The sequence below is a fragment of the Nocardia huaxiensis genome (genome assembly GCF_013744875.1).
GTDB lineage: Bacteria > Actinomycetota > Actinomycetes > Mycobacteriales > Mycobacteriaceae > Nocardia > Nocardia huaxiensis.
The window spans coordinates 7,061,700-7,082,011 of record NZ_CP059399.1; the positions used below are offsets into that span (position 1 = coordinate 7,061,700).

19 protein-coding genes and 1 pseudogene are annotated in these 20,312 nt (G+C 67.0%); 7 read left to right on the forward strand and 13 right to left on the reverse strand.

Going from position 1 to position 20,312, the window contains the following annotated elements; genetic code table 11:
• Positions 1-110 precede the first annotated feature (110 nt).
• Positions 111-794 (forward strand): endonuclease V, encoded by a 684-nt coding sequence (locus H0264_RS32130; RefSeq protein ID WP_181581020.1) that lies wholly within the window; start codon positions 111-113, stop codon positions 792-794.
• Positions 795-826: 32 nt separating this feature from the next.
• Here the strand turns inward: H0264_RS32130 and H0264_RS32135 are convergent, their stop codons facing one another.
• Together H0264_RS32135 and dxr are read right to left on the reverse strand one after the other, a co-directional pair.
• Positions 827-2,026 (reverse strand): M50 family metallopeptidase, encoded by a 1,200-nt coding sequence (locus tag H0264_RS32135; protein WP_181581021.1) that lies wholly within the window; start codon positions 2,024-2,026, stop codon positions 827-829.
• A 20-nt stretch (positions 2,027-2,046) separates the two neighbouring features.
• Positions 2,047-3,186, reverse strand: coding sequence for a 1-deoxy-D-xylulose-5-phosphate reductoisomerase (dxr, locus tag H0264_RS32140; RefSeq protein WP_181581022.1), 1,140 nt, complete (start codon positions 3,184-3,186; stop codon positions 2,047-2,049).
• A 205-nt stretch (positions 3,187-3,391) separates the two neighbouring features.
• On the opposite strand from dxr, the gene H0264_RS32145 reads away from it, so the two are divergent.
• Positions 3,392-3,676, forward strand: coding sequence for a DUF2631 domain-containing protein (locus tag H0264_RS32145; RefSeq protein WP_181581023.1), 285 nt, complete (start codon positions 3,392-3,394; stop codon positions 3,674-3,676).
• Between the two features lie 75 nt (positions 3,677-3,751).
• Here H0264_RS32145 and H0264_RS32150 read toward each other — a convergent pair whose 3' ends face one another.
• The 4 genes and pseudogenes from H0264_RS32150 to H0264_RS32165 all read right to left on the reverse strand — a co-directional run.
• Positions 3,752-4,453 (reverse strand): DUF8020 domain-containing protein, encoded by a 702-nt coding sequence (locus H0264_RS32150; RefSeq protein WP_181581024.1) that lies wholly within the window; start codon positions 4,451-4,453, stop codon positions 3,752-3,754.
• A 272-nt stretch (positions 4,454-4,725) separates the two neighbouring features.
• A complete protein-coding gene (locus H0264_RS32155) occupies positions 4,726-5,469 on the reverse strand; it encodes a DUF8020 domain-containing protein (RefSeq protein ID WP_181581025.1) in 744 nt (247 codons plus the stop codon).
• A gap of 255 nt (positions 5,470-5,724) precedes the next feature.
• Complete coding sequence (locus H0264_RS32160; protein WP_181585988.1) at positions 5,725-6,300, reverse strand: hemerythrin domain-containing protein; 576 nt, start codon at positions 6,298-6,300, stop codon at positions 5,725-5,727.
• A 27-nt stretch (positions 6,301-6,327) separates the two neighbouring features.
• Positions 6,328-8,104: pseudogene (locus tag H0264_RS32165) on the reverse strand (thiamine pyrophosphate-requiring protein); the annotation flags it as partial.
• 183 nt (positions 8,105-8,287) lie between these two features.
• On the opposite strand from H0264_RS32165, the gene H0264_RS32170 reads away from it, so the two are divergent.
• Both H0264_RS32170 and H0264_RS32175 read left to right on the forward strand, forming a co-directional pair.
• Positions 8,288-9,892 carry a DUF4331 domain-containing protein gene (locus tag H0264_RS32170; RefSeq protein ID WP_181581026.1) on the forward strand — a complete coding sequence of 535 codons (1,605 nt, stop codon included), beginning with the start codon at positions 8,288-8,290 and terminating at the stop codon, positions 9,890-9,892.
• A 155-nt stretch (positions 9,893-10,047) separates the two neighbouring features.
• On the forward strand, positions 10,048-11,373 hold the full coding sequence (locus tag H0264_RS32175; RefSeq protein ID WP_181581027.1) for a tetratricopeptide repeat protein: 1,326 nt from the start codon (positions 10,048-10,050) through the stop codon (positions 11,371-11,373).
• Between the two features lie 46 nt (positions 11,374-11,419).
• On the opposite strand, the gene H0264_RS32180 is transcribed toward H0264_RS32175, so the two are convergent.
• Positions 11,420-11,887 (reverse strand): MarR family winged helix-turn-helix transcriptional regulator, encoded by a 468-nt coding sequence (locus H0264_RS32180; protein ID WP_181581028.1) that lies wholly within the window; start codon positions 11,885-11,887, stop codon positions 11,420-11,422.
• 87 nt (positions 11,888-11,974) lie between these two features.
• Here H0264_RS32180 and H0264_RS32185 point away from each other — a divergent pair, with 87 nt between their 5' ends.
• Positions 11,975-12,796, forward strand: a complete 822-nt coding sequence (locus H0264_RS32185) for a hypothetical protein (RefSeq protein ID WP_181581029.1) — start codon at positions 11,975-11,977, stop codon at positions 12,794-12,796.
• Here H0264_RS32185 and H0264_RS32190 read toward each other — a convergent pair.
• Both H0264_RS32190 and H0264_RS32195 read right to left on the reverse strand, forming a co-directional pair.
• Positions 12,793-14,223: a sugar porter family MFS transporter gene (locus tag H0264_RS32190; protein WP_220139880.1), complete on the reverse strand. Its 1,431-nt coding sequence runs from the start codon at positions 14,221-14,223 to the stop codon at positions 12,793-12,795. The genes H0264_RS32185 and H0264_RS32190 overlap by 4 nt on opposite strands.
• Complete coding sequence (locus H0264_RS32195; RefSeq protein WP_181581030.1) at positions 14,220-15,266, reverse strand: glucose 1-dehydrogenase; 1,047 nt, start codon at positions 15,264-15,266, stop codon at positions 14,220-14,222. Before H0264_RS32195 ends, H0264_RS32190 begins: the two co-directional genes overlap by 4 nt.
• Before the next feature lie 251 nt (positions 15,267-15,517).
• On the opposite strand from H0264_RS32195, the gene H0264_RS32200 reads away from it, so the two are divergent.
• The gene (locus tag H0264_RS32200; protein ID WP_181581031.1) at positions 15,518-15,916 is read left to right on the forward strand and encodes a nitroreductase family deazaflavin-dependent oxidoreductase; all 399 of its coding nucleotides are present in this window, start codon (positions 15,518-15,520) and stop codon (positions 15,914-15,916) included.
• Between the two features lie 504 nt (positions 15,917-16,420).
• On the opposite strand, the gene rlmN is transcribed toward H0264_RS32200, so the two are convergent.
• Positions 16,421-17,533, reverse strand: a complete 1,113-nt coding sequence (rlmN, locus tag H0264_RS32205; RefSeq protein ID WP_181581032.1) for a dual-specificity RNA methyltransferase RlmN — start codon at positions 17,531-17,533, stop codon at positions 16,421-16,423.
• Positions 17,534-17,685: 152 nt separating this feature from the next.
• Here rlmN and H0264_RS32210 point away from each other — a divergent pair, with 152 nt between their 5' ends.
• Positions 17,686-18,012: a LapA family protein gene (locus H0264_RS32210; RefSeq protein WP_181581033.1), complete on the forward strand. Its 327-nt coding sequence runs from the start codon at positions 17,686-17,688 to the stop codon at positions 18,010-18,012.
• Here the strand turns inward: H0264_RS32210 and H0264_RS32215 are convergent.
• The 3 genes from H0264_RS32215 to pyrH form a co-directional block, all read right to left on the reverse strand.
• Positions 18,009-18,896, reverse strand: coding sequence for a phosphatidate cytidylyltransferase (locus tag H0264_RS32215; RefSeq protein ID WP_244976303.1), 888 nt, complete (start codon positions 18,894-18,896; stop codon positions 18,009-18,011). The two genes, H0264_RS32210 and H0264_RS32215, sit on opposite strands and share 4 nt — an antisense overlap.
• Before the next feature lie 85 nt (positions 18,897-18,981).
• Complete coding sequence (gene frr, locus H0264_RS32220; RefSeq protein ID WP_181581035.1) at positions 18,982-19,539, reverse strand: ribosome recycling factor; 558 nt, start codon at positions 19,537-19,539, stop codon at positions 18,982-18,984.
• 30 nt (positions 19,540-19,569) lie between these two features.
• The gene (gene pyrH / locus H0264_RS32225; RefSeq protein ID WP_181581036.1) at positions 19,570-20,304 is read right to left on the reverse strand and encodes a UMP kinase; all 735 of its coding nucleotides are present in this window, start codon (positions 20,302-20,304) and stop codon (positions 19,570-19,572) included.
• Between the last annotated feature and the right edge of the window lie 8 nt (positions 20,305-20,312).

Here is a 20,312-nt window from a genome sequence, read left to right on the forward strand (position 1 = left end):
CTGTGACAGCGGCGACAACGGTACCGGTTGCGATCACTCGACCCGGAATCGACCGGGGTCCTGCACTAGGTATTCGTCGCAAACAGCGCAAAGGTGTACAAACACGAAATGTGAAGGTAGCAAACACCGAACCGTGGCCGCGCACACCCGAGGAGGCCATCGCGCTGCAGGACCATTTGCGCTCCCGCGTCGTGGCCGAGAACCCTCGCCCGCCCGCATTCCGCACGCTCGCGGGGCTCGACTCGGCCTACGACGACCACGGCAATGTGGTCGCGGCCATCGTAGTCCTGGATGCGGCAAACCTGGAGCCGATCGAGAGCGTCACGGCACGCGGTGTCACCGATTTCCCGTATGTGCCGGGGCTGCTCGCCTTCCGGGAACTGCCGACCACCGTGCAGGCGCTCGAAAAGCTCACCGTCACACCGGATCTGCTGATCTGCGACAGTCAGGGGCTGGCGCATCCGCGACGCTTCGGGTTCGCCTGTCATCTCGGGCTGCTGACCGGAGTGCCGACACTCGGGGTCGCCAAGAACGTGTGGGGCGAGTACGACGAGCCCGGCAGCGAACGCGGAGCATTCAGCACCGTCAGCCTCGACGGCGAACCGGTCGGGCGGGCGCTGCGCACGCGGGCGGGTGTGAAGCCGGTGTATGTGTCCGTCGGGCACAACATCGATCTGGATACGGCGTGCGCGCAGGTGCTGGCCGCCACCACCGAGTACCGGCTGCCCGAAACCACCCGGCAGGCCGACCGGTTGTGCAGGCGATTGCAACGGGAGTTCGCGACCGAGTCATAGACCCGACCGGTCGGTTGTGAGCGATCGAGCTACTAGCGCAGCGTGATCGGATTCAGGATGTCGGCCGACAGCGTCAGCAGCATGTACGCGCCACCGATCACGATCACCACATAGGTGACCGGGAGCAGCTTCAGGTAGTTCACCGGCAAGCCCGGAGCCTCGCCGCGACGGGCCCGCAGGCTGTTGCGGATCTTCTCGTAGAGGACCACCGCGATATGACCGCCGTCCAGCGGCAGCAGCGGCAGCAGGTTGAACATGCCGAGGAAGATGTTCAGGCTCGCCAGCAGCATGACGAAGATCTGCCACTGGCCGATCTCCACGCTCTCGCCGCCGATGCGGCTCGCACCGTAGACGCTGACCGGAGTCTCGGGGTCGCGCTCGCCGCCGGTGACGGCGTTCCAGAGCGCGGGGATCTTCTCCGGCATCTTCATCAGCGACTGCACGGTGTGACCGAAGACCTCGCCGGTGAAGGAGACCGAGGCCGGAATGGCCGCGAGGACACCGTATTTCACCGGTTCGTAGTAGTCGTGGCCGACACCGACCGCGCCGACCTGCTTGGCGGGCGCGTCCTTCGGATAGCGCATGACCAGCTGCGGCTCGACCGTGCGGGTGAGGGTCTCACCGTCACGAATGAACGTGTACTGGAAAGGCAGCGTCTGCTTCTGGGTCTCCGCGACGAACTCCTGCCAGGTGGTGACCTTGACGTCGTTCACCTTGGTGATGATGTCGCCGCGCTGCAGACCCGCCTTCTGCGCGGGGCCTTCGCCGGTGCACGGAGCCTGCAGGGTGCCGTCCGGGTTCTGCAACTGCACGCAGCTCGGCGCACCGATGGCCGTCGCCGGGGCCTGGTCCAAGCTCGGCAGCCCCCAGCCCACGGCCAGCACGACGATGAGAAGGAACCCCAGCACGAAGTTCATGAAGATGCCGCCGAACATGACCACCAGGCGCTTCCAGGTGGCCTGCCGGTACATGGCGCGATCCAGATCCTCCGGCGGCACCTCGTCCAGGGCGGTCATGCCCGCGATATCGCAGAAACCGCCCAGCGGCAACGCTTTCAGGCCGTACTCGGTCTCACCGCGCCGGAACGAGAAGATGGTGGGGCCGAAACCGATGAAGTAGCGGCGCACCTTCATGCCCGTGGCCTGCGCCGCCCACATGTGACCGCATTCGTGCAGCGCCACCGACAGGGTGATGCACACGGCAAACAGAACGAACCCGACCACGAATGCCATGCGGTTCGACCCCTCCTACTTCACTGACGCACGAGTGTGCGGGCACGGTCACGCGCCCACGCATCGGCCGCGAGCACCTCGTCCAAGCTACCGGGTTCGGCGCTCCAGCGGTCGGCGGACTCCACGACGCGGGCGACGGTGCGCACGATATCGGGGAATCGGATGAGGCCGTCGAGGAATGCCTGGACCGCGATCTCATTGGCGGCGTTGTAGACCGCGGTGACCGACCCGCCCGCCTCACCGGCCTGGCGGGCCAGTCGCACGGCCGGGAACACCTCGTCGTCGACGGGCTCGAAAGTCCAGGTGGAGGCGGTGGAGAAGTCACAGGCCGCGGCCGCGCCGGGCACCCGGTCGGGCCAGCCCAGGGCCAGGGCGATGGGCAGTTTCATATCCGGCGGGCTGGCCTGCGCGAGGGTGGAGCCGTCGGTGAAGGTCACCATGGAGTGCACGATCGACTGCGGGTGCACGGTCACATCGATGCGGTCGTAGGGCACACCGAAGAGCAGATGCGTTTCGATGAGTTCCAGGCCCTTGTTCACCAGGCTTGCCGAGTTCAGCGTGTTCATCAGGCCCATGGACCAGGTCGGATGCGCCTTGGCCTCTTCGGGATTCACCGACTCCAGCATCTCGGCGGTCCAGCCGCGGAACGGACCGCCCGAGGCGGTCAGCACCAGCCGGTCCACCTCGTCGGCGCGTCCACCGCGCAGGCACTGCGCCAGCGCCGAATGCTCCGAATCCACCGGCACGATCTGCCCCGGCGCGGCCGCCCGCGTCACCAGCGAGCCGCCCGCCACCAGAGATTCCTTATTGGCCAGCGCAAGTCGCCGCCCCGATTCGAGGGTGGCCAGTGTCGGCTCCAACCCCAGCGACCCGACCAGCGCATTGAGCACCACATCCGCCTCGGTCCGCCGCACCAGCTCGGTCGCCGCATCCGGACCCGCCAGCGCCACACCGAGTTTCGCCGCCGCGGCTTCATCCGCGACCGCCACGTTCTTCGTCCCGGTAGCCGCGATCTGCTGCGCCAGCAACTCGGTGTTCCCACCCCGCGCCGCCAGCCCGACCACCTCGAACCGATCCGGATTGGCCGCGATCACCTCCAGCGCCTGAGTGCCAATGGAACCGGTGCTGCCCAGCAGCAGAACTCTCACGATGTCGGACACGGCCCTATTCTCTCCTCACCGAAGCACCGAAGACGACCGGGGCTGCCGGGGTTGCGGATTCGAGCAACTCTCCCCTCCGGGGTTTCAGGGGCTTGCCCCTGAGAGTTCCGAGAGTTGGTGACTCACCCCGCCCCTGCTGGCTACGACGCGCGGTCGTATGCCACCATTGTGCGCAGAATTCGATTCGAGTCCATAAGGAGCGAAAGTGGCCGGCACGGAAGTGGAACACGCCCACAGCGCTGACGTCGTCACCAAGGTCGACACCGCCGAGGTTCCGTCCGCCGCATGGGGTTGGAGCGGTGAGTCGCGCCGGACCTTCCGCACCGCCGGCTGGGTGGTCGTGGTGATCCTGCTGGCCATGCTGTTCGAGAACCAGCAGGGCAGCTCCTCGGGTTCGGGCAATACCGGCTACATCTTCCTGATCGTGTTCGCCGCGGGCCTGGCCGCCGTGCTGATCCGCGACTCGATCATCTCGCGCAAGCCGCGCTGACACACGAAGTCATTCGACGGCACAAAGGCCGGGTCGCTGTGAGCGACCCGGCCTTTTGCTGTAAACGCTGACGCCCTACTGGTTTTCGGGGGCGTTGATGCGGTTCGCGAAGCCGATGCCGACGATGATCGCGGCCGGCACACCGGTCAGCACGAGACCCGCGGCGGCGCCCAGCGGGATGCCGATGCCCGCGCCCACCAGGCAGCCCGCGACGCCGCCCGGCGCCGACAGGATGACCAGGCCGCCGATGACGCCGCCGGCCGCGCCGATCGCGCAGCCCAGGCCGCCGCCGACGATGGTGCCGATCAGGGTGCCGATCGAGGTGATGATGCCGAACTGGGTGGCCGCGGCCGAGACCGCGTCGTCGAAGGCCTCCTGGCTGGCGACATTGTGCAGCGGCAGCGCGACCGGGCGCGCGGCCGAGCGGTCGGTGCTCGGGGTCAGCACGGCGCGCAGGCCGTTGACGCTCGCGGTCACCGGGTACTCCAGGTCGCCCAGCGAGTAGGCCAGCGGGAACTGGGTCACCAGATTGCCCTGGTCGTCGCGGACCTGGAACTGGCCGTTGTCGGTGGTCAGCGAGCCGGCGGTGGTCTCCAGCACGACCGAGTCACCCTCGATCTTGGTGTTCCAGCCGATGGACGGCAGCACCTGGCCGACACCCTGGTCGACCCCGTCGAGCACGGAGGGGATCACGGGGGCGGCGTGCGCGGTGCCGGTGGCAACACCGAGGGCCGCGATGACCAGAGCCGAGGTGGCGGCGAACTTCTTGAAACGCATGACTTCTCGTCGCTTTCGTCAGTGGGTGCGTGCCCTTGCGGGATGCGCAGGTCCTCATCGAGCACCCGCCGACAAGAGTCGTTGCGTTATGTTTCCGTGATGTTGCCAGATCGTAGCCAAAATGAGTCGCAAAGCATGTTCTCGTTACGTTCTCTGTCGTGAGGGTCCACAATCGTGTCCGAAAGCAAACCTTTGGTTCATAGCAATACTTAATACAAAACAAGGCTCGCCGCATCCCGAGGGATGCGGCGAGCCTGCTGTGAGCGGCCGGACTACTGGTTTTCGGGCGCGTTGATGCGGTTGTAGAAGCCGATGCCGACGATGATCGCGGCGGGCACACCCGTCAGCACCAGACCGGCGGCAGCGCCGAGCGGGATGCCGAGCGCCGCGCCCGCGAGGCAGCCGGCGATACCGGTCGCGCCACCCAGATCGAGGATGGGCAGACCCAGCACCGCGCCGCCGATGAAGCCGAGCGTGCAGCCCATCGCGCCGCCGACAATGGTGCCCACCAGCGTGCCGATCGCGGTGATGATGCCGAACTGGGTGGCCGCGGCGGACACCGCGTCATCGAAGGCGTCCTGCTTGACCACGTTGTGCAGCAACCCCGACGGGCGGGCGTCGGCGACGTTCTTGCTGGGGGTCAGCACCGCGCGCAGGCCCTCGACGCTGGCGTTGATCGGGTATTCCAGATCGTCCAGGGTGTAGCTGAGCGGGAAGCCGACGACCACATTGCCGAGGTTGTCGCGCACCTGGAACTGGCCGTTGTCGGCGGCGAGCGCGCCGGCGTCGGTCTGGACGATCACGGAGTCGCCGTCGAGCTCGACGTTCCAGTGGATGGACGGCACGAGCTGGGCCGCGCCCTGCTGCACCTGCTGAATACCCTGATTGATGCCGTCGATCAGGGAGGGAAGAACCGGAGCCGGCGCGGGGGCCGGGTCGGCGTGAGCGGTGCCGGCGGCAATGCCGAGGGCCGCGATGACCAGAGCCGAGGTGGCGGCAGCTTTCCTGAACTTCATCCTGCTTCACAGCTTTCTTGCGAAGGCGCTTCCGGTTTACGGGAGCGGTATCGGGGTGGGAGCCGAGTGCTTCTCAAGCGCTCTAGAGCAAGTGTCCAGGAAATCGTTACTGAATAGTAGCTGAGAATGGCTATTCATAGCTGAAGTCACTAGTACGGACGTTATGTGAGCCAGGTTACAGACCTGGGACACAAAACCGCTGGTCGACCCGGATTTCACCCGGGCCGACCAGCGGATGAGCCACTCAGCGCACGCTCAGGAATCGTGACCGGACTTGCGCCGCATATCCCGCACCGCGTCCCGCACCCGATCGAAGACCGCGAGCGGCGGGCCGGCCAGCAGATTCGCCACCGCCGACTCCCCCGCACTCGGATGCGGACGCGTCGGCGCGACGGCCTCGGCCGCCCGCACCGAAGTGGCCATGCGCTCCAATTGCGTTGTGGTGAGCTGCTTTCGCAGCAGCGTGAATTCCTCGGCTTCCTCGCGCTCCGCGTGATCGGCGACCGCGGCCGCGAATTCCGCGAACTTGACGTCGAATTCGGGGCTCTCGACCCCGAGTTTGTAGAGTTCGGCCAGCGCGTGCTTGGCCTCGCTCTCCTCCTCCAGGCGGGCCTCGACCATGCCCTCCCCATCGCCGTTCTCGGCGCGTTTGGCAATGGGGTGCACCACCTCCTCCTCCGCGGCCTCGTGAATCGCCAACAGCCGCACCAGATCCGTGAACAGTTCATCCTTGCGGCCCTGGCCGGTCCGGATCTGCTCCAGCAGGGTTTCGATCTGGTGATGCTGGTCGAGCAAAAGGTCGACGACGTCCTGGCCGGGTTGCTGGTCCATGATGTTCTCCTCCGAGTTGCGGTTCGGGATCAGTTCCTGCGCTTTGGTTTTCACGCCCTGGGTCACCAGGTGCCAGGCATTGGGGTCACCGCGCAGCACCGCCGCGGCGGTGTTCTCGAGCTGCTCCCAGGTGGCATGCGGCGGAATGGGCGGGACTTCCGGATCGCAGCGCACGTCGAGCAGGACCGGATGCTCGGCGCGCAGGGCTTCCTCCCAAGCCCCCGCGAGCTGATCGGGGTGGTCGACGGCAACGGCGGCCATGCCGAGCGCGCGGGCGACATCGGCATAGGGAGGTATCCGGAAGTATCTGGGACTCTTCGAATTTCGGGGCGCCACCCATGGCGCGCAGCTCCCAGGTGACCTGGTTCAGGTCATTGTTGTGGAAGACGCAGACCACCAGGCGCGGGTCCAGCCATTCGGAGCGGTAGCGGGTGATGGTGATGAGTTCGGTGAGGCCGTTCATCTGCATGGCGCCGTCACCGACCAGCGCGATGACCGGGCGGTCAGGGTGCGCGAATTTCGCGCCGATGGCATACGGGACGCCACATCCCATGGTGGCCAGGGTGCCCGAGAGCGAACCGCGCATGGCGCCGCGGAAACGCAGGCAGCGCGCGTACCAGTTGGTGGAGGAACCGGAGTCGGCGGTGACGATGGCATCGCCCGGAATGCGTTCGGACAGTTCCCACACCACCCGCATGGGATTGACCGGCCTTGCGTCGAGCAGGGATTGGCGCTCCACCGTGCTCCACCAGCGCGTCACATTCGCCTCGACGGTTTCCCGCCAGGCGCGGTCCTTCTTGTACTTCAGCAGCGGAATCAGCTGGCGCAGCGTTGTTTTGGCTTCGCCCACCAGGTTCACCTCGGTGGGGTAGCGCATGCCGATCATGGTGGGATCCATGTCGATCTGCACTGCGCGCACCTTGCCGAACTCCGGAAGGAATTGGCTGTAGGGGAAATTCGAGCCGACGATGAGCAGGGTGTCGCAGTCGCGCATCAGCTCGTAGCTGGGGCGGGTGCCCAGCAGGCCGATCGAACCGGTCACGAACGGCAGCGAATCGGTGAGAACGTCCTTGCCCAGCAGGGCTTTCGCCACGCCGGCGCCGGTGATCTCGGCGATCTCGGCGACTTCGACCGCGGCGGCGCGAGCGCCCTGACCGATGAGGATGGCCACCCTGGTTCCGGCATCGAGGATCTCGGCGGCGCGTTCGATGTCCACACGCGCGGGCACGATGGTGGCGCTCAGCGATGCGGGCGCGCTGGAGGGCACCTGACGGAATTCGTGTTCCGGCGGATGGTACTTCTCCTCCTGCAGATCCGACGGGATGATCACCGCCGTGGGTGCGCGCCGGGCCTGCGCGGTGCGGATGGCGCGGTCGATGGCATTGGGCAGTTGGGCGGCGACATTCACTTCGACCAGGTAGTCGGAGGCCACATCCTTGAACAGGGCTTGCAGGTCGATCTCCTGCTGGTAGCTGCCGCCCATGGCACTGCGTGACGTTTGCCCGACAATTGCCACTACGGGAACGTGATCCAGCTTGGCGTCATAGAGACCGTTCAGCAAATGGATGGCGCCCGGACCGGAGGTGGCCATGCACACGCCCACCCCGCCATCGAATTTCGCATAGCCCACCGCTTCGAAGGCCGCCATCTCCTCGTGCCGGGCCTGCACGAACGCCGGGCGGTTCTCCGCCTTCCCGAACGCGGCCACCAGCCCGTTGATGCCATCACCCGGATAGCCGAAAACCCTGGTGACGCCCCATTCCCGCAGTCGTTGCAGCACATAGTCGCCCACCGTCGTGGTCATGGTCGTCTCCTCCGCCTCGAATCGCCGCACTGTCCCGCCGGTCTCGTGGCGGCGATACCCGGCCTCCCCCGGCTCAATCACGACCGGATAGGTCGATCGACCGATGTGGGCGCAGGCGGACCGGACAGACCATGTGGACGTGTTCCGGCGCAATGCCATTCACCATCAAGGAAAGAAGAGATCGTGTTCCGATCACCTCAGCGCGGCGTTCGCAGCCGTGCCGCCGGGGCCCTCGCGGCCGTCGGCGTACTCGTTCTGGGCGGTACGGTGGGCGGTCTCGTCCTGCCGGCCGCCCACGCCTCCAGCCATCGCGAGGCCCCGTTGATCGCCGGTGATCCGGCGGTGGACAACACCGATGTGTACGCGTTCGTCAGCCCGGACAATCCGGAGACGGTGACCATCGTCAGCAACTGGTACGGCGTGCAGGCCGCCTACGGCGGGCCCAACTTCTACCCGTGGGCCACTTCGGCCAACTACGACATCAATATCGACAACGACGGCAATGGGAAGCCGGATATCAGCTATCGGGTCAACTTCACCAACGACGATCGGCGCGCGGGAAACACCTTCCTGTACAACAACGGGCCGGTCACCAGCCTCACCGACGAGAACCTGCTGTTCCGGCAGAACTACACGGTGTCGGTGAGCCACGGAGTCGGGGATTGGCAGCCGATCGGGCAGGGCCAGGCCGCGCCGTCGTACGTCGGCGCCGCATCCATGCCCGACTACGGCACGCTGCGCACCCAGGCCACCGAGAAACTCAATGGCGGCGGAACCGTGTACGTCGGCGGGTCCGAGGATCCGTTCTTCCTCGATCTGCGGGTGTTCGACCTGCTGTACGGCGGGGACCTGTCCGAGACCGGAACCGATACGCTCGCGGGGTTCAATGTGAATACCGTTGTGCTGCAGGTGCCCAAGAAGGATCTGGCGCTCAAGGGCGATGCGACACGCAATCCGGTCATCGGGGTGTGGAGCGACACCGAGCGGCAGACACTGCAGTTGAGCCCGGGTGCGGCCAAGCCGGTCGGGGAGGCTGTGCAGGTGTCCCGGCTGGGGAACCCCCTCGTGAACGAGGTGGTGCTGCCGGGCGGGCTGAAGGACGCCTTCAACGGGCTGTCCCCCAGCGCCGATGCCGGGATTCCGGAAGTCGTTGCGCGCGTGACGGATCCGGAGCTGGCGAAGCTGCTCGAAGCGATCTACAAGATCCCCGCCCCGGCCGGGCCGCGCAATGATCTGGTGGAGATCTTCCTGACCGGAATCGCCAAGAACGCACCGACATTGGATGGCAGCCGAGCGCCGATCCAGGCGGATCTGAACTCGCAGGTGCTCAATGCCGATGTGCAGGCCGAGACCTTCCGGCCCTCGGAAATGTTGCGGCTCAATATGTCCGTGCCGGTGACCGCCGATCCCGAACGGCTCGGCGTACTCGCCGGAGACCTGCAGGGATTCCCCAACGGGCGGCGGCTGACCGACGACGTGGTCGATATCGCCCTGCAGGCCATAGTCGGTGCGGCCCAGAGCGGCAAGCTCGTCGACGCACTGGCGACCGGCGACAAGGTCGACGCCAATGACGCGAAGTTCTCCGACACCTTCCCGTATGTCGCGCTGCCCTCACGCGGCATGACCGAGGGCGGATATTCGGCCGACGGCGTCGCACCCGCCGCCTCCTCCCGCCCGACCGGCGACGACGGAATGTCGTCGTGGATGCCGGCCGCGGCGGGTGGCACAGCCGCGGCGGCGCTGGTCACCGGTGGCGGCTGGCTGCTCATGCGGCGACGCCGCAGCTGAGCGGATTCCATTCCGCGACAGCGGTTTCCGATCCGGGTCGGCGGGCCGGGCGCAGGCCCGGTCCGCCCGCCCGTCCGACCCCATCCCCGCCCGTCCGCACGCACGCGGGCGGCCCAGCCTCCATCCGATCCCGTTCCCGCACACAAGGTGTCGTCATGTCCCACTGCCCCACCCGGCTCCGCGCCCGCACCCACCGCACACCCGCGCTCGTGGTGCTCACACTGATCGCCGTCGCGGCCGCGATCATCGGGGTGGCTGCTGTCCCCGACCGTCACTCGACCGCAGCGCCGGCGGTGAGCGGTCCGGGTGCAGCCCTTGCCGCGCAGATCGAGACGATGCGCGGGCAACTCGATCGAATGCCCGGAAATGCGGTGCGCTGGGCCGATCTGGGGGCCGCCTATGTCGAATTGGCGCGTATGACAGGCGATCCCAGCCATTACGGTGCAGCGCAGCGTGCGCTGGACCGTTCACTGGAGGTGCAGCCCGACGGCAATGCCGACGCGTTCATCGGGCTCGGGGCGCTGAAGAATGCGCTGCACGACTTCGGGCCCGCGAAAACTTATGCGGAGAATGCGATTACGCTGCGTCCCACGAGTGCCGACGCCTACGGGGTGCTGGTGGACGCGCTGACCCAGCTCGGTGCGGCCGACGATGCCACCGTGGCCGTGCAGCGCATGCTCGACCTCCGTCCCGGCGTGACCTCGTTCACCCGCGCCGCCTACGACCTGGAACTGCACGGACGCACCGATGAGGCGCGCACGGCGCTCGGCATGGCCCTCGACGCCGCGAACACTGCCGACCAGATCGCCTTCTGCCGGTATCACCTCGGCGAGCTCGCCTTCGACTCCGGACAGCTCGATGAGGCCGAAAACCAGTATCGTGCAGGGCTTCTGACCGTCCCGACGAGCGCCGCGCTGCGGCAGGGACAGGCCAAGGTGTTCGCCGCGCGCGGCGACACCGATCGGGCGCTCGCGCTCTACGCGGAGCTGACCTCCGATTCCGCGCTGCCGCAGTACCTCATCGAGTACGGCGAGCTGCTGGAATCCGCCGGGCGAGCCGCCGAGGCCGCCGCGCGGTACCAGGACGTCGTCGCACAGTTCCGCGCCCTCGAAGCGCAGGGCGCCACCGACGCCGTGGATGCCGCGCTGCTGGCCGCCGAACACGGCGACCCGACCGAGGCCGTCCGCCTCGCGCAACTGGAGTACGGCCGCAGGCAGAGCGTCCTCACCGCCGACGTGCTGGCCTGGGCACTACACCGGGCCGGCCGCGATGCCGAGGCCATCGGCTACGCCGACCAGGCGAACTCCCTTGGCTGGCAGAACGCTTCACTGGCCTACCATCGCGGCATGATCCTCGCCGCGCTCGGTCGAACCGATCAGGCGGCGACCGCACTGACCGACGCGCTGCGGATCAACCCGCACTTCTCGCCGCTGCACGCGCCTCGTGCGGCGCAGGCGCTGGACGCCTTGACCGCGCGCTGACCGGGAACGGCGAGCCGGTGGACCCGTGTCCGCCGGCTCGCTGCCGTCAGCGCTGCCCGTCGCGGCCGGGTTCCAGTTCGGCGGCGAAGGATTCCTCGATACCGGCGAGGAAATCGATGATGAGTTCGAGGTCGCGCTGGTCGTAGCCGTCGAGGCGGGCGCGCCAGGACTTCACCAGCGGGGCGAAGAGGGGCGCGATATCGGCGCGGGCGCGCCCGGTCACCAGTTCGACCACCACTCGCCTGCGATCCTGCGGATCCCTTGTGCGGGAGACGAATCCGGCCTTTTCCAGGCGGTCGATCATGGTGGTCATCGAGGCGGTGGTGACGCCGATGTGGCGGGCCAGTTCGCCGGCCGTGCGCGGGCCCTGCTGCAAGGTTTGCAGGCAGACCATATCGGTGGCGTTGATACCCAAGGTGCTCGCGGCGGTGTGGTTCATGCGAATGCCCCACTCGACCGTGCGCCCGACGCGTGCGGCGATTTCGGTGATCAAACGTGTTCGGGCGCTTGACATCTCCTGATACCTCGCTAATCTAGTCTCTAGATTATCTAGATATTAGACAATCTGATATCAGCATTATCAGGCATCCAGGAGCGCATCATGGCTCGCCTTGCTTCCCCTTGGTTGATTCCACTCACCGCCGCCACGCTGGCCGCCGCCGCGTGTTCCTCGACCGGCACCGAACCCTCCCAGACCGCCGCCGAGGCGTACCTCGGCAAATGGAACTACGACCAGCCGGACGCCGCCAGCATGACCAATATGGCTGTGCTGCAACTACCTTCGGGTCCGGTGCAAGCACCACAGATCGGCGATATCACCTACACGCTGGACGCGTCCGACGCCTCGCGCACCCACCTCATCGGGCGGACCGATGTGGGCTGCACCTGGCGGTTCCGGGTCGATCCGGACGCACTGCGGCTGGACCCGGCCACCCAGCTGTGCAACAACCCCACCTCACACGTCTCCTACACCATCACCGCCTGGACCACCACCGTGTCCGGCAACCACATGACCGAGGTCTTCACCGCCAAAAGCCATCGCGCGGACCGAGATCTGGACTTCGCGCTGGAGACGGGCGCACGCACCAGGACCAGCGAGAACGATACGGACGGTGCGGCCGCGTTCGTCGGCACCTGGCACTACGAACCGCCCGGGCAGGGGGAGCTCACCATTACCGCCGACTACGGCAACCGGCTCACCGCACGCACCGGCAACGGCTGTTCGTGGACGCTGCTCGTGCGCGGCAATACCGCGAAACTCGATCCGCCCGTACAGACCTGCCCGCGCCCCGGCGACACCACCGAGACGCGCACCGCGTGGACGATCGCCGCCACCGGCACTCGCGGCAGCACCATTGTGGTGGGTGTCGACGAGGCCGGTGGTGCGCTCACGCCGGGAGCGGGATCGCTGGCCAAGGGCTAGGCGGTGGACAGTTCGCGGGTGATGTCGGCGAAATCCTTGCCCTTGGTCTCGATCACCCTGCGCCGCACGAAGATCAGGCCGAGGACGCAGACCGCGGCGAACAACCAGAAGGTCGGACCCTGGCCCAGGCCCGCGACCAGACTCAGGAAGAGTTGGCTGACAACGATGTTCGCGATCCAGTTGGAGGTGGCGGACACCGCCGCGCCGGTGCCGCGTTCGGCGGGCGGGAAGATCTCGGCCAGCAGCAGCCAGAACACGGGGCCCATCCCGATGGCGAAGAAGGCGATGAACGCCAGCAGGCAGATCAGCGCGATCACGCTGGCGGCGGGCACTTGCCAGACGAAGGTCGCGCCCAGAATCACCAGTGCCACCGCCATTCCCGAGAGGGAGGTGAGCAGCAGCGGTCGGCGTCCCCAGCGGTCGATGAGCCGGATGGACACCAGGGTCATGACGACATTCAGGACGCCGATGGCCAGCGAGTAGAGAATGGCATTCGAGGTGTCCAGGCCGGTGTGCTGCATGATCGTGGGCGCGTAGTAGATGACGGCATTGATGCCGACGAACTGCTGCAGCACCGCCAGCACCACGCCGATCAGCAACGCGGGACGCACCGCGCGAGAGGTCAAGCCGCGCAAGCCCGTCGACGCCGGAGCCGCCCGGCGGGCATGCTGCAACCGGGACAGGTGGATGTCGGCGGTGTGCTCGCCGTACACCTGCGCCAGCACCCGCCGGGCACTCGCCAGCCGGCCGCGGCCCTCCAGCCACACCGGCGATTCCGGCAGGCGGGCGATACCGACGAGCAGCAGCACGCTCGGTATCAGTCCGACGCCGAACATCCAGCGCCAATCACCCTGTGCGGCAAAGGCCAGATTCACCACGTAGGCGGCCATGATGCCGACCGTGAGCATCAGCTGATTGATCGTCACCAGCCTGCCGCGCAGCTCGGCGGGCGCGATCTCGGACAGATACAGCGGCACGATCACCGAGCTGAGACCGATGCCCAAACCCTGAACGATGCGCCCCGCCAACAGGATTCCGAAACCCGGTGTCGCGACGGCCAGGACACCGCCCGCGATGAACAGTACGGCCGCCAGCAGCAGCGCACTCCGCCTGCCGAACCGGTCGCCCAAGCGGCCCGCGCACAGGCCGCCGACCGCCGCGCCGGCCAGCAGCACCGACACCACCGCACCCTGCTGGACGGTTCCCAGATGCAGGTCGTCCTTGATGAACAGCTGCGCGCCCGCCACCACCGCGCTGTAGTAGCCGAACAGGAAGCTGGCCAGGGTCGCGATCCCCGCCCAGAACCAGATGCGGCGGGAGGGCGGTGAATCCGAGACGACCCCATTGGTGACCACCCGGCTGGGCACGACGATTCGTGGCCGTGCGTGCGTGCGGTGCTGCGGAATCAGATGGAAGGTGGAAGTCACAGCGACACCGCCACTTTGATGTCGTCGCGGCCGGGGGTGAAGGCCGCCTCCGCGCGGTCGAGCGGAAGGCGGCGCGTGATGAGCCCGCTCAGCCACTCCTGATCCGCGTCGGCCAGCGCTTCGGCGGCCTGACGGTAGTGCCGCATATTGGCGTTCACGGATCCGAAGATGAGGTCGTTCTCCAGCACGATGCGCCGATTGGCGGCTCCGGCGTCGAAGCCGACCTCCCGTCCGATGGGCGAAACACCGGTGAGGCAGACGATTCCGGCCGACGCGCTGTGCGTCATGGCCGCCACGGCCACCGAGGCCGCACCCGTGGCCTCCACGATCACATCGGGTTCGATCTTGTCGGCTACCTCGGGGAGCGGATCACTGTGATAGGTGGCACCCAGCTTGCGCGCCATCTCCGGCTGAATCCCGGTGTCGTTCAACGCGAGTACGTGCACGTCCAGCCCGCGCTGCGTGCCCAGCAGCGCCGCCAGCAGTCCGATCGGCCCCGCGCCGGTCACCAGCACCCGCTTGTGCTCGTACCAGGCCCGCGCGCTCACCCGATCGATCTGCTCCCACGCCTTGGCCACCACCGTGGTCGGCTCCATGAGCACCCCGGTCTGCTCCAGGGCGGCGTCCAGCCGCACCGCGTAATCGGTTTCCACGGTCCATAATTCGGACGCGTACCCGTGCAGTTGCTTGATCCCCCGCTCCGTGTACCGATCATTGCGGCACATGTCGAACTCACCCCGGGCGCACGCCCCGCACGGCACCGGATCCGGCCGTCGCACCACGCCGACCACCAGATCCCCTGCCGCGAAACCACTTCCGTCCGGCGCCCGCAGCACCCGCCCCAGCGACTCGTGCCCGATGATCAACCGTTCCTCCCCCGGCGGCGCCCACCCGTAATCACCGCCCGCGATCTCCCGATCGGTGCCGCACACACCGAAAGCCACTCCCCGAACAAGTAATTCGTCCTCCCCCGCCACCGGATCGGGCACCTCACGAACTTCGAGTGAATCGGCCTTCTCGGGAATAACAGTCAGCGCACGCATGGGATCTCCATCCACGCCGGGACGAGTGTTCGGTTGGAATCGCTCTGCTCGGCTTTCAAAGTTTGTGACCAGCGGATTTACGCCTTCTACGATCCCGCGCGCCCCTGAGCCTGAGCTGAAGATTCACCCAGCCCGCGCCTTACAACTCCCGCGCAACTTCCCAGTCGGCGCAGCCTGACCACAGTCACTTCCCCGCGTCCCAGACACGGATTATGGTGGATCCCGCATCAACCTCGAAGAACGGTGACACCATGGCGACACTCGACCGCGGCCCCCACATCTTCCCCGCAGGCCTGAGCCGCCTCCAGGAGCGCTACCTCAACCCCTACGTCCGCCCCCTCGCCCCCTACCTCCCCGGCTTCGCCCTCCTGGAACACCGAGGCCGCAAATCCGGCAAGCCCTACACCACCCCCGTCAACGTCATCCCCACCCGAGGCAAACTCGTCATCGCCCTCGGCCACGGCGTCACGGACTGGTGCCGCAATATCCTCGCCGCCGGAGAAGCCCACGCCCACACCATCTTCCGCCACCTCCACCTGATCAACCCCCGCATAGTCACCCCGGACAACCCGGACCCGGCCCTGCCTCTGGTGGTCCGCATCGCGGCCCGCCGCCTGCAACTCTTCGTCGCCGACATCGCCAGGGACTGAACACGATCCACCCAGCCACTGTCCAGCGGCACGAGCCACCGCGACGGCGCGGCTTGCCAAACCACCACACATCGCCCGCCATCTCGACCAGCTACCCGGCCGCTGTGACGTCACCGTGCAGTCCCGCGCGACCAGGACGGCCTCGTCGAGACCGTACGAGCGTTTCTCGCCCAGCGGTCGAGTCCGCAGCCATTCCAACAGGTCTCGGCAATGCGGTCCCGGTGCGGCGGTGAGGGCTTCCAGCACGGCGATCCGAATGTCGGGCGGCTCCTCCTCGGATCGAACGAGCTCCGCGAGTTCCCTACGTACGATCAGCGGGCTCCCGCCCGAACAGCGCACGGGCACAACGCCGCCGATGATGCCGGGGATTGGCGCCGTCGAGCACGAACTCGATCGACTGCCCGTCCGGCACCGCAGCCAAGCGCCGACGGATCTCGAACTCGGGCACCCGGTTCGCGGGCCGGTCGTCGGTCGATCCGAACAGTTCGGGGCCGAGCCGATACATCAGCCTTCGGCGGCGAGCTGGCCGCAGGCTGCGGCGATTTCCTGGCCTCGGGTGTCGCGAACGGTGCAGGGGACGCCCTGCTCGTTGACGCGGCGGACGAATTCGCGCTCGACGGGTTTCGGGGAGGCGTCCCACTTGCTGCCCGGGGTCGGGTTCAGCGGGATGAGGTTGACGTGGACTCGGGAGCCGAGGGCCTTGTGGAGTTTCTTGCCGAGCATGTCGGCTCGCCAGGGGTGGTCGTTGATGTCTCGGATCAAGGCGTATTCGATGGAGACTCGGCGGCCGGACTTGTCGGCGTAATACCTTGCGGCGTCGAGGACTTCGGAGACGGGCCAGCGGTTGTTGACCGGGACCAAGGTGTCTCGGAGTTCGTCGTCCGGAGTGTGCAGGGAGACGGCCAGAGTCACCGAGAGGTTCTCGTCGGCCAGTTTGCGGATGGCGGGGGCCAGGCCGACGGTGGACACCACGACATTGCGCTGGGAGATACCCAGACCGTCGGGAGCCGGGGAGGCAATGCGGCGGACGGCGTTCACCACTCGCTTGTAGTTGGCGAGGGGTTCGCCCATGCCCATGAAGACGATGTTGGAGAGGCGGCCGGGGCCACCCGCCACCTCGCCGTCGCGCAGGGCCGCCGCTGCGGCGCGGACCTGGTCGACGATTTCGGCGGTGGAGAGGTTGCGGTTCAGGCCGCCCTGGCCGGTGGCGCAGAAGGGGCAGGCCATGCCGCAGCCGGCCTGGCTGGAGATGCAGAGGGTGTTGCGGTCCGGGTAGCGCATGAGGACGGACTCGAGGAGGGTGCCGTCGTTGGCTTTCCAGAGCGTCTTGCGGGTGCTGCCGTCGTCGCAGGCGATGTGGCGGACCGGGGTGAGCAGTTGCGGGAAGAGGGTTTCGGCCACCTTCTCGCGCACGGACTCGGGGAGGTCGGTCATCTGCGCCGGGTCGGCTTGCAGGCGGCCGTAGTACTGGCGGGCGATCTGGTCGGCCCGGAACTTCGGCAGGCCGAGGGCCTCGACCGCTTCCTTGCGCTCGGTGGCATCGAGGTCGGCCAGATGCCGCGGGGGCATGCCACGGCGGGGGGCGTCGAAAACGAGGGGAAGCGGGGCGGCAGTCATAACCCTTCCAGTGTTCCATCCGGAATCGAATCGCGGGCCTTCGGGGCACAGATGCGCTGATCACATCTGCGGCAAACTCCGGCGGAGGCGACATAACGCAGTTCGGAGGCGATATGCGTGCACCGCTCATAGCCATCAGCAATGATCGAGCTATGACCGCAGATGCCGTATCGAACTCCGGGGCGGAGCCGACCCCGGGCAAAACTCCGGCCAAGCACAAGGGCGAGGGCGTGCTCAAGACCCGGGCGGGTTATGCCTGGGTAGGGCTCGTGTTCGCGGCACTACTGGGCATCGTGGTGCTGATCTTCATTCTGCAGAATCTCGAACAGTCCAAGGTCGACGTCTTCGCCTGGCAGTGGAATCTGCCGATCGGGATTCTCGTCCTGCTGTCGGTCATCATCGGCGCACTCGTGACCGCGCTGATCGGCGGCTACCGGATTCTGCAGCTGCGCCGCGCGGCCAAGAAGGCCGCGCACTAGAGCAGCGCGGTCAGCACCAGCCAGGAGACGAAGGCCGACGGCAGCATCGAGTCCAGCCGGTCCATGATGCCGCCGTGGCCGGGCAGCAGGGTGCCCATGTCCTTGATGCCGAGCTCGCGCTTGACCTGCGACTCGATCAGGTCGCCGCTGGTGGCCACCAGCACCAGGCCGACACCCAGCAGCACGCCGATCATCGAATTGGCTTGCAGCAGCAGGGTTACCGTCAGCAGACCGCCTATGACGGAGAACACCAGCGAACCGCCGAAACCCTCCCACGACTTCTTCGGGCTGATGGCCGGAACCATCGGATGCTTGCCGAACAGCACCCCGGCCACATAGCCGCCCACATCCGAGCAGACCACCAGGATCATGAAGGTCAGCACCCGCAGATTGCCGTCCGGCTGATCCAGCATGAGCACCGCGAACGCCGCCAGCAGCGGCACCCACGCCAGCACGAACACGCTGATCGCGGTGTCGCGCAAGTAGTTTCGCGGCGTCGCCTGCAAACCGTGGTCGAACAGACGCCACACCATGACCGTCAGCACGGTCGCGCCGAACGCGCCCACCACCCCCTGCGGCCCGGTCGGCCAGGCCAGCCAGATGATGGCCTGCCCGCCGACCAGCAGCGGAATCCGCGGCACCAGCACATCGGCTTCGCGCAGCCGCTTGGCCACCTCCCAGGTCGCCACCGCCATGGCCACCGCGATCACGCCGACGAGCACCTTGGGCGCCCACAGCAGGATGGCGATGAGCGACAGGCCCAACCCCAGCCCCACCGCCAGTGCCGCGGGCAGATTCCGTCCGGCCTTGGAGGCAGGCGGTTTCGCCGCACTGTCCTCGGTCGGCGTCGCCTCTCCGGTGGCGGCAGTCTCTTCGGCCACGATTGTCCCGTCGCTCACTTGTCGTCCGTTCGTCCCTACCCCCGGCCGGCCGCGTCCGAAATGCCCGCGGGCATCGCTGCCGACCGTCCTAGACCTCGAGGAGTTCGCCCTCTTTGTGCTTCACCAGCTCGTCGATCTGGTGGACGTACTTCTGGGTGGTCTTGTCGAGTTCCTTCTCGGCCCGACCGACCTCGTCCTCGCCGGCCTCGCCGTCCTTCTGGATGCGGCCCAGCTCGTCCATGGTCTTGCGGCGGACGTTGCGAATGGCGATCTTGGCGTCCTCGCCCTTCGCCTTGGCCTGCTTCACCATCTCGCGACGGCGTTCCTCGGTGAGCTGCGGAACGATCACACGAATGATGTGACCGTCATTGGTCGGGTTCACACCCAGATCCGAATTGCGGATCGCGGTCTCGATGACCTGCAGCTGCGACTGCTCGTACGGCTTGACGACGAGCATGCGCGGCTCCGGCACGGTGACCGACGAGATCTGGGTGATGGGCGTGGGCGACCCGTAGTAGTCCACGATGACCCGGGAGAACATGCCCGGATTCGCGCGACCGGTCCGAATGGAACCCAGGTCGTCCTTCGCCACCGAGACGGCCTTCTCCATCTTTTCCTCGGCGTCGAAGAGCGCTTCTTCAATCACGGCGTTTCCTCCACAGCTAGTTCTCGTTGGTCACGAACGGACCAGCGTGCCGATCTTTTCACCGGCGACCGCACGGGCGATATTTCCCTTGGTAAGCAGATTGAACACCAGCATCGGCATCTGGTTGTCCATACACAGACTGAACGCGGTGGCGTCGGCCACCTTCAGCCCCTGCTCCAGGACTTCCTTGTGCGTGACCTCGGTGTACATGGTGGCGTTCGGGTCCTCGCGGGGGTCCGCGGTGAAGACGCCGTCGACCGCCTTGGCCATCAGCACCACCTCGGCCTGGATCTCCAGGGCGCGCTGCGCGGCGGTGGTGTCGGTGGAGAAGTACGGCATGCCCATACCCGCGCCGAAGATGACCACGCGGCCCTTCTCCAGATGCCGCTTGGCACGCAGCGGCAGATACGGTTCGGCGACCTGGCCCATGGTGATGGCGGTCTGCACGCGGGTGTCGATGCCCTGCTTCTGCAGGAAGTCTTGCAGCGCAAGGCTGTTCATGACAGTGCCGAGCATGCCCATGTAATCCGAGCGGGCGCGCTCCATGCCGCGCTCCTCGAGCTCCGCGCCGCGGAAGAAATTGCCGCCGCCGATGACCACGGCGACCTGGACACCGTCCTCGACGACCTCGGCGATCTGCTCGGCGACGGTCTGCACCACATCGGGATCGAGACCGACCCGGCCGCCACCGAACATCTCGCCACCCAGCTTCAGGAGCACTCGGCGATAGCCCTTGCGGTCGGGCGCCGTATCCGGGTCCGTCATCGGTCTCC